The 13422-nt window shown below is 53.0% G+C and carries 12 protein-coding genes; 7 read left to right on the plus strand and 5 right to left on the minus strand.

The window, feature by feature from the left end; translation table 11 throughout:
• Positions 1-118 precede the first annotated feature (118 nt).
• The 4 genes from CSA35_01945 to CSA35_01960 all read right to left on the minus strand — a co-directional run bounded on the left by CSA35_01945 (position 119) and on the right by CSA35_01960 (position 4167).
• Positions 119-1411: a cytosine permease gene (locus CSA35_01945; GenBank protein ID PIE55342.1), complete on the minus strand. Its 1293-nt coding sequence runs from the start codon at positions 1409-1411 to the stop codon at positions 119-121.
• A 57-nt stretch (positions 1412-1468) separates the two neighbouring features.
• Positions 1469-2221, minus strand: a complete 753-nt coding sequence (locus tag CSA35_01950; protein PIE55343.1) for a creatininase — start codon at positions 2219-2221, stop codon at positions 1469-1471.
• Between the two features lie 153 nt (positions 2222-2374).
• Positions 2375-3514: a serine/threonine protein kinase gene (locus CSA35_01955; protein PIE55219.1), complete on the minus strand. Its 1140-nt coding sequence runs from the start codon at positions 3512-3514 to the stop codon at positions 2375-2377.
• Between the two features lie 419 nt (positions 3515-3933).
• Positions 3934-4167, minus strand: a complete 234-nt coding sequence (locus CSA35_01960; protein PIE55220.1) for a cold-shock protein — start codon at positions 4165-4167, stop codon at positions 3934-3936.
• Positions 4168-4335: 168 nt separating this feature from the next.
• Here CSA35_01960 and CSA35_01965 point away from each other — a divergent pair, with 168 nt between their 5' ends.
• The 7 genes from CSA35_01965 to CSA35_01995 all read left to right on the plus strand — a co-directional run bounded on the left by CSA35_01965 (position 4336) and on the right by CSA35_01995 (position 11705).
• Positions 4336-5088, plus strand: a complete 753-nt coding sequence (locus CSA35_01965; protein PIE55221.1) for an endonuclease — start codon at positions 4336-4338, stop codon at positions 5086-5088.
• Positions 5085-6548, plus strand: coding sequence for a cardiolipin synthase (cls, locus tag CSA35_01970; protein PIE55222.1), 1464 nt, complete (start codon positions 5085-5087; stop codon positions 6546-6548). Before CSA35_01965 ends, cls begins: the two co-directional genes overlap by 4 nt.
• Before the next feature lie 136 nt (positions 6549-6684).
• Entirely contained in the window at positions 6685-7896 is a 1212-nt protein-coding gene (locus CSA35_01975) for a sodium:proton antiporter (protein ID PIE55223.1), read from the plus strand.
• A 91-nt stretch (positions 7897-7987) separates the two neighbouring features.
• Positions 7988-8944: a UDP-glucose 4-epimerase gene (locus CSA35_01980; GenBank protein ID PIE55224.1), complete on the plus strand. Its 957-nt coding sequence runs from the start codon at positions 7988-7990 to the stop codon at positions 8942-8944.
• A gap of 130 nt (positions 8945-9074) precedes the next feature.
• Positions 9075-9731, plus strand: a complete 657-nt coding sequence (locus tag CSA35_01985) for a hypothetical protein (protein PIE55225.1) — start codon at positions 9075-9077, stop codon at positions 9729-9731.
• Positions 9732-9737: 6 nt separating this feature from the next.
• Complete coding sequence (locus CSA35_01990) at positions 9738-10931, plus strand: antifreeze protein type I (protein ID PIE55226.1); 1194 nt, start codon at positions 9738-9740, stop codon at positions 10929-10931.
• 24 nt (positions 10932-10955) lie between these two features.
• Positions 10956-11705 (plus strand): hypothetical protein, encoded by a 750-nt coding sequence (locus tag CSA35_01995; protein ID PIE55227.1) that lies wholly within the window; start codon positions 10956-10958, stop codon positions 11703-11705.
• A gap of 49 nt (positions 11706-11754) precedes the next feature.
• On the opposite strand, the gene ilvD is transcribed toward CSA35_01995, so the two are convergent.
• Positions 11755-13416 carry a dihydroxy-acid dehydratase gene (gene ilvD, locus CSA35_02000; GenBank protein ID PIE55228.1) on the minus strand — a complete coding sequence of 554 codons (1662 nt, stop codon included), beginning with the start codon at positions 13414-13416 and terminating at the stop codon, positions 11755-11757.
• Positions 13417-13422 lie beyond the last annotated feature (6 nt).

The raw sequence follows: 13422 nt of genomic DNA on the forward strand, positions 1-13422 counted from the left end.
CTTCGTTTCAGAAGAGTCACAAGAAAAAGAGCAAGGGGCAAAAAATACAAGCCCTCGTATCCATTGCCCCTTGCCCGCTCAACGACTACCAATATACCAAATTTTCTTGCAAAATACCTTATGCAGCCTCAGCGACATCCTCACGAACGACGTGGTCTTTCTGAATACCGAGGCTCAAAAGCAGTTTATCCAGGATAGGATATGCAACGAAGGCAACCACGATACCGTTGATGGGCGGAATGCCAGGGCTGAATACTGCCGCCAATGCACCAGCGATATAGGCACTGATACCGGTATAGTTGAAGTTCTGGAATTCAGTCTCTGCGATTTTGGGATAGCGTCTTTTATGCTTGATGAGCCAGTCCGCAAACATAGTTCCACCAATCGGAGGGATGACCGTCCCGGAAATCATGATAAATGGTATGAGCTGGTTATAGATTCCACCAATCGCAAGAACGATAGCGATACCGGCACCAACAAGAGTAATCATTTTCCTTTTTTCGGTTCTGAAGAAATTACACCCAGCAACCGAGAAACAATAGATCTCGTTGTCCTGCGTTGTCCAGACGTTGGCGATGAGAAGTATAAACGCAGGAACGCTGAGACCCTGCAACGTCAAGACCTTGACGATATCAGGCTCCTGATAGGTGTAGGAGCCATAGGCGCCGGCAAAAATCATCAATCCGTTGCCGATGAAGAATGCAACAAAGCTGGCTATAACAGCAGCCCGTCCTGTCCTGGAGAATCTTGACCAGTTGGTCGACTGCGTCGCTCCAGCAACAAAGGTACCGAAGACCAACGTCAAAGCCTGAGCAAAGCTCATAGACTCTGTCGGAACGATTTTCTCAAGCCCGGCAATACCTCCGACCTTTTTAGTAGCAAGCCATATGCTCCACAGAATCAGAGCCGTCATAAGAGGAACGGTCACAATTGAGAGAAGCTCCATGGCCTTATACCCTCGATAGGCTGTCCAGACGAAGAAAAATCCGAAGAAGATCATCAGCGGAAGTATGAGATTTTCCGGTAGATGCAGAAGCTGAACGAAGAGCTTTGCGATAAGAGCCGTACCCCATGCGTACCAGCCAATCTGCGTAAACCCATACAGGAAGTCACTCCAGCGGCTTCCCTTGTTACCGAAAACAAACCGCCCCAACAGACCGGAATGCAGCCCCGTCGAATGTGCGATATACGCCAGAGTGGCAGCGTACAAACCAAGCAGGAAGTTACCGAGGATAACTACGTAAAAAAGATCGGGCCAGAATTTGTATGATACACCAAGCTTACCGCCGGCCCACATAACCGACGTGAAAAAGGTAAATCCCGCCAAAACCATCGAAAGCGAAAATGTGCTTACTCGTGCAGAACTAGGCACCTCAACCAACGGGTAGTCCTGGTTACTTTCAACCGACATATTTGTATCTTTCGCCTTAGACATAACATCTCCTCCTGGAAAAAACTCTCAAGTTATCTAAACCAAAAACTCTTTCTTCAAGAAAACCAAAAAGTTCTTTACAACATCGTCTACGATGATTTTGCCTTTTTCTGCGGTGCTCGTCATCGATGTATACAAGGCACCGGATGGGGGGATCAAGGTCTTTGAAACAGGATAGCGCTGATATTTTGGGACATCACCGATCCCCTCATCAGACATTTTCTCGTTATGAACAAGCTCAGGAGCAAAGTACATCATCAAAGACGTCTCAGTGATCGCAGCATGCTCGAGATCCCAACCCCTGAAGGGCTTATTATCAAAGAGCGACGGGATGACTTCGTCAGAGACGTTATCCCACCAACTGGTCAATATGATCTTTGGGAACTCCTCTTCCTGATCTCCAATGACGAGATCGGCAGCCTCGGCTAAAAATGCCTGGTTCTCATAGTGACTGTTCAGGATGACAATTTTTTTCCAGCCGTCTTTGAGGAATTCCTTGAGGATATCCATCACTAAAAGGACCAGGGTATTCCCGTTCAGGTCGATCGTCCCAGGGAAAAGAGGCCCCCCCCCGCTTGTCGGGTTCGATTTGTACCCATACGAAATACACGGAGCGATATACGCGTTAAGCTCCTCGTCCTCTGACAGTCTTTGAGCAAATCCTTTGGATATCATAGCGTCTACAGACAGAGGGAGATGAAGACTATGTTGCTCCGTTGCACCAACAGGAATGATTAAAACGCCGTCCTCCGCCCCCTTGGCATACTCAGGCCACGTGATGTTTTCTATGTTTCTTTTGTTGTAGTCCACAGCAATGCCCCCTCAGGCCCATTCGATAAACATTTGGGCCATGTTCGGCATATAACACGGAGTTTCCGTTTGTCATATACACAAACATGGCCCAAATAACTTACAGACTCAACACGTTCAGCTTGCGGCTAACTATTTTCCCTGAAACGTGACAAGGGTCGGGTCGTCACCCTGGTTGGAGAAGTAGTCCTCGCAGGTACCCTCACGATAGACGTCGGCAGTGGCGCAGTGCAGGCCGCCTCCGAAGGGGTAGGCATCCCGGAAGGGAACGGGGATAACGTTCATACCCAGTTTATCCATCTGCTCAAGCTGATTGGTCTCGCTGGCCTCGACAAGAACCGTCTTGTGGTCAAGCACCAGGCAGTTCATGGACAGCCAGACGCTGGAGTAGCACAGTGCCGGCGGCTCTTTATGAGCGGGCATGGCAGCATCGACGATCTCCCAACCGTTCTTTTCAAAGATCTTCCGCTGCTCCGTGGGCAGTTTCCGGTGAGGGTTGTTCAGAATAAGACCGGGGCGAAGCGGGACAAAGGTGGCATCGATGTGGATGGGATAGGGATCGCCGGGGAAGTTAACCGCATGGACCCGGAAGTCAGGATACTGACGGCGCATCCATTCCATGGCCTTCCTGTTGGTCGTCAAGCCATGCTGGACAAAGAGGTCTTTACCGAGACGCATAACGTCCGCAGCATCAAAGAGGATCTCGTGCTCGGTGGTAACCATCTCAAGTCTGGCCGTACGCTCAAGAAGGATCTCCTCTGTGATCTCTCCATCATAGTAGTGCATGTCGTAGCTGGCGTCGCCAAGCTCGGGACGGGGCGAGAAGTACCATCTGAACTCCGGATCCTCATCGAAGTACTTACGCAGAACCTTGGAGTAGGCAAGATACTCAAAGAAACGAGACCGGAAGGACATAGAGGCACAGATGATGTCGTTTCCGATGGTAAGAAGGACATCCCGGGGAGGCATACAACCGAACATGCTGCCGGTCATAAAGTGGGGGGTCACCACGGCCTGGTTCCACTGAATGGGCTCAGGGCGGTCCACCTTGACTCCATGCTTCTCAAGGATACTGACAAGGTTATCAAGCTGGGCATTGGCCTTCTCGACGGTGTCCAACGGACGGGGACCAGTCATTCCACGCATGGGGCTGTCCAGCGGCACCTTGGCCTTGGACGCCGGCTCAGACGGCGCGATGCAGCAGTTGTCGGCACGTCCGACGATAACGTGCTTCAGAGGATCAAAGTCATTCCACGAGTTAACTACTTTCATAACGAACTCCTCCTTAAAATGGGTACACGTTGCACAATACTAAAACCGCTGTTTACCAGGCCCGGCACAGACAAAAAACGTAAAAAACTCCATACCTCCCCGCAACGCATCCGAGGTTCGGGATACGCCTTTCGCTGGTCAGTAAAATCATACAAGATCGTGGTTCATTTCTCACTGTCATGAACCGACAAACGAAGGGGCATTTCGCCCCCCTTATGTTGTGTTCTTCGCACAAAGACACCCTCCAGATGAGCACTTAAAAAGCGGATATCAACGTGGGCTTCCCCGTATCGGCTCCTCAGCATCGCAAGCTGACAGGCGTAAACCCTAAAACCTTTATGATTCACAAAAAACTCGCCTTTTTAAAGAAAAAAAACGACGACCAGAGGCCGCCGCTTTTCGCTGTGCGTGATTTTCAGTTAAACTGGAGATACGTCCGATGCCTGAGGCCCCTTCTGGCCCTCTTCGATCGTGAAGGTTACCGCCTGCCCCTCGTTGAGGGTCTTAAAACCATCGACGTTGATAGCGCTGAAGTGGACAAAATAGTCTTTTCCGTCCTCGCCGGTGATAAACCCATAGCCCTTGGTGTCGTTGAACCATTTCACTGTTCCCTGAGTCAAAGTGTTGCCTCCTAAAATGTTTTTTCGCCACATATGCTTCTGCAGCAGGCTCAGTGTATCCTGATTACGACGACATGTCAAGAACTATTTATGAACACACAAAGACGCTGGCTTAATATAAACCTTGACTAAAATTTAACTATTTTTCGAAATTGGATATGTGGTATGGTGTACGTAAGATCTTGTAAGGAGGCTTCATCAATGCGCATTGTCCTGTATAACGTCCGGTACGGTACGGGGACGGGCCTCTCGTATCACATGCCGATCCCCTTTGTCGGAACGTTGAGGCGCTCCACACGCCGGTTTGAGACCATCGGTCATTATCTGGCCGATCTCTGCCCCGATTTGGTCGGACTCGTAGAGGTCGACAGCGGATCGTATCGCTTCAAAGGTAAGTGCCAAGCCAAGAGCGCAGCGACAACGATAGGCGGCGTGGCCAATTTCGTGGTCAAGTACGGGGGCTCTCTCTCAGGCCTTCCCGTTCTTCGATCACAGGGAAATGCCGTTATCTCGAAACAGATTCCCAACAAGATTTTGCGTCACGACCTGGGGAGGGGGCTCAAGAGGGCGGCTTTGGAGGTGCGCTTTTCGTCTCATTCTTTTATGTTGGTTCACCTGTCCCTGGGGCGAGCGAGCCGGCGCCATCAGATAGCGGAGTTGGCTCGACTCTGTTCCGAACGTACTCAGCCCCTCATCCTGGCAGGGGATTACAATACTCTTCACGGCTCCCAAGAACTCTCCCCTCTGATCGACGAGGGAATGACAAGCGTCAACCAGCACGGATTCCCGACGTTTCCGTGCCAGCGACCACATCGAGAGCTGGATTTCGTTTTGGTCTCCCCGGAGATAGGCCTGCAACGTCTATCGATACCACAAATCCAATTCTCCGACCATCTTCCTCTTGTCTGTGATCTTCACATCCCAGGCGAAAGGGAAAAGGAGGCTGTACCATGAACCTGCAGGAGCTCCTGAGCGATTATCAGTTTTGGCTGATGGTTTTCTGGATTCATGGCATATCGTCCTGGCTTATACGTCTTTGTATGCTGGCTGCGGTGCCTTTGCGTCATTCAGCAGGTGCTGCAATGGCCTGGCTCATCGTTATTTTTTTCTGGCCATGGCCGGGTGTTATTTTGTATCTCGCCATGGGGTCCAGGCTCTTACCCCAAAAGCGGATCCAACGTCATCAGGAGCTTTTGAAACGTACCTCCGCTGCACGGGGCACGTGTCGGAACGCACTGTGCGAGACAACGCCGGAACTCCCCCCAGCACTGCACCGGATCTCGTCCCTGGCTCAGTCTCTGGGACATATGACGATCGTCGGGGGCAACGACGGACGATTGATTTTTGACGCCGAGACACTGTCTCGCGATGTGACCCGGGATATCGACCGAGCGCGTTACACGGTTGACCTTCTCTATTACATTTTTTCCGACGACAACATAGGAGGCCCCGTGATGGAAGCGTTGATCCGGGCAGCTCGGAGAGGGGTTAATTGCCGCCTGCTCCTGGACAGCGTTGGCTCATCTCAATTTATCAAGCTCGGCCGAGCCCGCTGGCTGCGAACTCAGGGGATCCAGGTCGTCGAGGCCCTGCCAGCCAGGCTCTTTCGCTATCACGCCGCCCGATTTGATCTCCGAAACCACAGAAAACTGGCCGTCGTGGACGGGAAAATTGCCTATACTGGGTCTCATAACATGATCGACTCTCACTATGGCCATAACGACCTGATCTGGCGAGATCTTTCGGTTCGTCTGGAGGGGCCTGTCGCCCGGCAGCTTCAGGCCGTGTTTCTGGAAGATTGGTTTGTGGAAACTCAGGAGGAACCCAATCTGGACTGTCTTGCCGCACCAACGGAGTATCGGGGCTCCGTAGCGGTCCAGACCGTACCGAGTGGACCGAACTACAAGACCGAGAACTATCAACGTCTGATCGTCTGCGCTCTTCACGATGCTACCAACCGGGTCGTGATCACAACGCCCTATCTCATCCCCGACGAGAGTCTGCTTCAAGCTCTTCAAGTGGCCGCTCTGCGAGGCGTAACAGTTCAAATGATAGTGCCAGAGCGCAGTGACCAGTTTTTCGTGGGGCATGCCGCACGATCATATTACGAGGAGCTTCTGAACATGGGGGTTGAGATTCACCAGTTTCAGCACGGTCTTCTTCATGCCAAGACGATGACTGTCGACGGCAAGCTGACCTTTTTCGGCTCCAGTAATTTCGATATTCGATCCTTTGCCCTCAACTTCGAGATCAATTTGGTGTTCTACGGCGAAGAGGAAACTCAATCACTCCTTCGAGCCCAGGAGTTTTTCCTGTCCCGATCAGTTCAGCTCACGTCCCAACGCTGGGAAGGCCGCCGCTGGATTTTCCGTCCTCTGGAAGGAGCCGCCAGAATCCTCAGTCCCCTTCTATAAATCTATAAAATTGAGCTTGAAAAAAACAGCCAAAGTGGTACAATATATAATAATTAAAAGAAAGCTCTTTGATTAGCTATTGACGGGATTTTTGGGAGTTAGTCTCTACATAATTTCATAATCAGGAGGGATTTTCATGCAGGACAAGAAAAAAATAGGGCTTCTTCCACGACTCATCATCGCTATCATCGCAGGTATCCTCATAGGCAGCTTCACACCCGAGCATGTGGTTCGGGCTTTTGCGACTTTCAACAGCATTTTCGGGAACTTCCTCGGCTTCGCTATCCCCCTGATCATCGTGGGGTTCGTGGCTCCGGGCATCGGAGACCTGGGCTCAAACGCCGGAAAAATCCTGGGTATGACCGTAGCCATCGCCTACGGATCAACGATTTTTGCCGGGACATTGGCCTTTTTTGTGGACAGCACATTTTTTCCTCAACTGCTTAAAATCGGTGCGATGACCAGCAACGCAGCAGCTCACGGAAACCCTGAGGAGGCGCTTCTCGCCCCCTTCTTCAAGGTTGAGATGCCTCCAATCATGGGGGTCATGACGGCTCTTCTCATGGCCTTTACACTGGGTATTGGCATGGCAGCTATCAACGGCACTAAGCTGAACGAGGTGATGCATGAATTTCAGAGGATCATCGAGAAGCTCATCTCGTCCATCATCATCCCACTCCTGCCCCTGCACATCTGCGGGATCTTCGCTAACATGACCTATGCCGGCGAGGTTCAGACTATCATGTCGGTGTTCATTAAGGTCTACGCCGTGATCATAGCTCTCCACATCGGGATGATCCTGATACAGTACGTCATCGCCGGATCCATAGCGGGAGTCAATCCCTTCTTAGCCATCAAGAACATGCTCCCCGCCTACTTCACAGCCATCGGGACCCAGTCCTCGGCAGCCACCATCCCGGTGACCCTGGGGCAAACCAAGATAAACGGTGTCCGAGAAGATGTGGCCGACTTCGTCGTTCCTTTGTGCGCCACCATCCACCTTTCGGGGAGTACCATCACCCTGACAAGCTGTGCTATGGCCGTTATGATGCTTCATGGTATGAACGTATCCTTCGCCACTATTTTTCCCTTCGTCATGATGCTGGGTATCTGCATGGTGGCCGCTCCGGGCGTCCCAGGAGGGGCTGTCATGGCCGCTTTGGGGGTTCTGGAATCCATGCTCCACTTCAGCCCGACCATGTTGTCTCTCATGATCGCCCTGTACCTGGCTCAGGACAGCTTCGGCACGGCGTGTAACGTCACTGGTGACGGTGCCATTGCTCTGCTGGTCAATAAGCTGACGGGAAAGACCACGACTACACATACAACAGGCAGTAACACTGCATAACAAGAGGTTCGGGGGAGAGTTTTCCTCTCCCCCCTTTTTTATGGCCGTATGGCCACATGTGCTCTACAGATGTTGAAAGGAGATATGTATCATGAAAAGGATCGTAGTCACGGGTGGGCTTGGTCAGATCGGCGTCGAGCTGATTCGCCGTCTGAGGCAGGAGTATGGCACCGACCTCGTGCTGGCTACCGACGTTAAATCCCAAGGAGCGGACAAACTCGGTCAGGGCCCCTTCGAGCTTCTGGACGTTCGTGACGGACAGGCCCTGGCGAATGTCGTGAAAAAGCATCGAGCCAACACGGTCGTTCACCTGGCGGGGATCCTCTCAGCCAACGCCGAAAAGAACCCTCAGTTTGCATGGGCAGTGAACATGAACGGGCTCTATAACGCCCTTGAGGTTGCCAGGCAGGAGAACTGCTCCTTCTTCTTCCCCAGCTCTATCGCCGCCTTTGGCCCCGGGACCCCCTCAGATAAGACCCCTCAGGACACCATTCAGAGGCCTAATACGATTTACGGGGTGGCCAAGGTTGCCGGAGAACTTCTGTGCGACTACTATCATCACAAGTACGGCCTGGATACTCGAGGTGTACGGTTTCCGGGGCTCATCTCCTACGACACCCTGCCCGGCGGAGGGACAACCGATTACGCCGTCCACATCTATTACGACGCCGTCTCCAAGGGACGATACACGAGCTTCATCGCTCAGGGAACTTACATGGACATGATGTATATGCCCGACGCCCTCAACGGGGTGATCCAGCTCATGGAGGCCGATCCCAAGCGATTAAAACATCGATGCTGCTTCAACATCACCGCCATGAGTTTTGAGCCCGGGGAGTTGGCATCGGCCATCGCCCAGCACGTACCGGGGTTTATCCTCGACTACGCAGTGGACCCGAAACGCCAGGCTTACGCCGAGTCATGGCCCAACTCCATCGACGACAGTGCCGCCCGAGAGGAGTGGGACTGGAACCCGAAGTATGACCTGGAGACAATGACCGTCGATATGCTGGAGAAGCTCCAAGCCAAAACGAAGGAAACGGACTAACCGCAAATCAACTCAATCTCACCGATGCTTCGACCGCCTCCTCGGCTACGTCAGATAAGGAGGCGGTTTTGGGGTTGTTCTGTCTCTACTTGACAACTACCGAGTTGGCGACCACAATACACTTGGTGTTATGAATACCGAGTATAAACGAGGAGGACTTTTCATGAACTGCAAACATTGCGGTGCGCCCCTCCACGCAGGAGACGAAGCGTGTACCTATTGTGGATCTCCGACGGCACTGGGTGTAGCAAACCAGCAAAAGAGACTGGAGCAGGAAAAAAAAGCGGCTTTGCTGCCCATGAAAGCCGTTGGTCCAGGGATGATTATTTGCCTCTGCCTGGTAACCATCGGGCTCTACAGCCCGATTTGGTATTTGCTCAGGAAAAAATCCCTGGAGCGTCTCTCTCCTCACAACCGTCTATCCCCCTTTCTCCTGTGGCTCTACCTGGCGGTGTCCGTGGCCTTTATCGTCTTCCCTCAACTCCCCAAGGAGGAAATCAGGGAAGCCCTGGGACCGGAGGTTCATGAGCATATCTTCACAGTGCTTATGTTGTTGATGCCGGGACTTTCCATCTGGCTCGCTTTTCAGACGCAGCGAATGCTTCAGAACTATGCCTCCGCATTTATGGAGAGGAAGATGGTGATCAATACCGTTGCCTCCTCAGGGCTGGCTCTGGTCTTTTTCGGCGTGATCTACCTTCAGCTTCAGATCAACAAGATGATCGATATGGAAATTCTCAATCCCGAACTCTCAACAAGTGTACACTCTTTACGAAAGCGCAGGTGAGCAACCATGGCTATTATCCAAGTCGTTGAGTGGGACAAGGATCTGGACCCCTCAGCGGTGTTTGCGTGGCGGTACGAGGATCCCAAAGACCCCAAAAAGAGCGACGCTCTGGGCAACTGGACCCAGCTCGTGGTCCACGAATCCCAAGAGGCTGTCCTTTTTCGGGATGGCAAGGCGTTGGATCTCTTTGGTCCGGGACGATATACCCTGTCTACGGACAATGTTCCCATGCTTCAAACCCTGATCAACCTGCCTACCGGCGGAGAGTCACCCTTCAAAGCCTCCGTGTGGTTCGTCAACAAGCTGAACATCCTGGACATCAAGTGGGGGACCCCCACGCCCCTCCTCCTGCGGGATCCTGAGTACAGTATCGCCATCCCAGTTCGGGCTTTTGGTCAGTTCGGGATCCAGATCCATGACAGCCGTAAGCTCCTGATCAAGCTGGTGGGGAGTCGCCCGTGGCTGAGTCGGGATGACTTGCTGAGTTCCTTTCGAGGACTGATCCTGAGTCATATGGGTGATTTGATCGCGACGTATATATCGGAGAAAAAAATTAATATTTTTGACATCAGTGTCTATCTGAAGGATATGTCCCAAGACGCTGTGGAAGAGGTCCGACCTCTATTCGAGGAATACGGCATCAGGCCGCTCAGCTTTTTCATCGATTCGGTGAACGTTCCCGACGACGATGAAGGGGTTCAGGAACTGCGCAAGGCCATGAGCGAACGAGCCCGAATGAACGTGATCGGATACAATTACCAGCAGCAGCGATCTTTCGACACCATGGAAAAAATGGCCGAGTCTTCGGGCCAGGGCGGCAACCCCCTGATGGGTGCCGGAATGGGACTGGGTGCCGGAATGGGACTGGGCGGTGCCTTCGGACAGATGGCCTCCCAGATGGGGCAGAATCTCAACGTTGCCCCCCAACCGGCTCAGGAGGAAGCTACCCGTTCGTGCCCCGCATGTGGCAAGCCCTGCGCCAAAGGGCGATTTTGTCCCTTCTGTGGGGCACCTTTGGTGCCCAGTTGCCCGTCCTGTGGAGCCGAGGTAAGCCCAAACGCCCGATTCTGTGCGAAATGCGGCACCCCCCTTCAAAAGACGTGTTCCTGCGGAGCCACGTTGACTCCGGGAGTGCGTTTCTGTGCTCAGTGCGGCAAGAGTACGGCTACAGACACCCAGCCTCAGGGCTCGAGCGAGTGACGATGAGGAAAGGACAGACAGCATATGAGTTCAACAACTAACAAGCTCCGACAGGTTTTCAACCTTTTTCTTCTCTTGCTGCTCGTCTCCACCATAACGGGAGTTTTCGTCTGGCTTTTGACGACTCCGGAAGATCGGGGAACCACCTTCTGGTTTTCTATGGGGTTCCTGGGTTTCGCGGCCCTGCTGGGCACCCTGTTAGCATCCCGCATTGCCCTCAGAGGGAATCGAGGAGCAGAGATCCCTCACGGGTTCTCTCACCTCTATTTTCTCGTGTTGTATTTCATCTTCGTCATCGTCATGGCGATAGCGAACGTGTGGGTCAGGTTTTCTGTCACCACGTACTTTCTCATCCATGCAGGAGGAGTGGGCATCTTTCTGATACCTCTGCTCATGAGCAATATGGCCATGCTCCGCCTGAGCGGAGACGACCGAAAGGCTGTTCGCCGGGGAGGCTACGTCCTGAAGGACCACGCCACCCAGGTAGAGGCCCTGCTCCAGGATCTGAGAGGCAACGAGGAAAGCGTGGATGACCTCCGGGCCTCTCTCAAACGGCTGGCCGAGTCCCTCCGATATTCAGATCCGACCCCAGGCCCTGAGGAGACCGAGATAGAGCTGTCTCAAGCGATAAACCGGCTGACCCAAGCGTTTCAAACATTGGCAACGGTATCGGAGGACGGCCAGGCATCCTCCCAAATCAAGCCCCAAGAGGCCTGCACCCTGGCGGAACGAGCCCTTGCTGCCCGTAACGAGACGGTTCTCCGCACCAAATAAGGGATAAAAAAACCGGATCAAGGCGATACTCTGCCTTGATCCGGCGTGGTCAATTCTGTAACACAGCGCCTTTATCGCCTGAGGTCACGAAAGATCTGTAGCGCTCCAGATAGGATGTCTCTCCAGACTTCATAAGAGGTATCCAGTTCTTTCGACGACGTTCAAGCTCTTCAGGCTCCACCATAAGGTCAAGTCTGCGTTCTGGAATGTCTATCAGTATCTCGTCGCCTTCACGGACCAACCCCAGAGGGCCTCCCGCAGCAGCCTCCGGTGATATATGACCGATTGAGGCTCCTCTGGTGGCTCCGGAGAAACGACCATCGGTAACGAGTGCCACCGACTCTCCCTGACCTCTGCCCATTATCGCTGAGGTTGGAGCCAGCATTTCCCTCATGCCAGGACCGCCCTTAGGCCCCTCGTTACGTATGACCACGATGTCTCCGTCCGATATGCAGCCATCCATGATGGCCTTTCCCGCCTCTTCCTCCGACTCGAATACCCTGGCGGGGCCTCTATGTCGAAGCATCTCAGGGGCTACGGCGGTCTGTTTGACCACAGCCCCATCGGGCGCCAGAGTACCCTTGAGGACAGCGATTCCACCTTCAGGATCGACGGGATCAGAGACAGGACGTATTACGGAACGGTCCCCAATCTTTGCTCTGGAGACGTTTTCGGCCACAGTATGCCCCGTACATGTGACCGATTCACCGTGAACAAGACCAGCGTTCAGAAGCTCCTTAAGGACGGCCTGAATCCCCCCCGCTCTCCAGAGATCTTCCATGTGGTATTTCCCTCCGGGACTCATGCTGCACAGATGAGGGGTTCTCCGGCTTATGGTGTCCATTTCATCCAGAGAGAGATCGATACCAGCAGCGTGGGCAATTGCCGGAAGATGGAGAGCCGTGTTCGTCGATCCACCCAGGGCCATGTCAACGGCGATGGCGTTCTCGAAGGCCTCTTTCGTAAGGATGTCGCTGGGACATAGACTCTTTCTCACCAACTCCATGATCTGCCTTCCGGCATCCTTGGCCAGACGATCCCTCGCGGCAAACACGGCAGGGATGCTCCCGTTCCAGGGAAGAGCCAACCCCAGAGCCTCCATCATGCAGTTCATCGTGTTGGCAGTAAACATGCCCGAACATGAGCCGCAGGTCGGACAGGCGGAATTCTCGAGCTCCAACAGATCCTCGTCCGATATTTCCCCGACCACCCTCTTTCCCACTGCCTCGAAGACGGTGCTCAGATCAGTCGAAGATCCGTTCCCCAATCCAGCCAACATAGCACCGCCACTCACCACGATAGAGGGGATGTCCAACGTAGCCGCAGCCATCGCCATGGCAGGAATGATTTTGTCGCAGTTTGTGATCAGTACAAGACCGTCCAAGCCGTGAGCCCGGGTCATCAGTTCGATGGAGTCCTTGATCAGCTCCCTGCTCGGCAGAGAAAATTTCATTCCTCCGTGTCCCATAGCGATACCATCACAAACTCCTATAACAGGAAATTCAAGAGGAAGTCCTCCGGCAGCGTAGACTCCGGCCTTAACAGCTCCGGCGATCCGGTTCAGATGTATATGTCCTGGAATGATCGAGTTGTAGGCGTTCACTACACCTACCCAGGGACGCTCAATCTCCCAATCGGTGTAGCCATTAGCTTTCATTAAAGATCTGTGAGGAGACCTCTCAAGACCTTTTTTTACTAAATCACTGTTCAAAATCAA

The organism is Dethiosulfovibrio peptidovorans, from assembly GCA_002748665.1.
GTDB lineage: Bacteria > Synergistota > Synergistia > Synergistales > Dethiosulfovibrionaceae > Dethiosulfovibrio > Dethiosulfovibrio peptidovorans_A.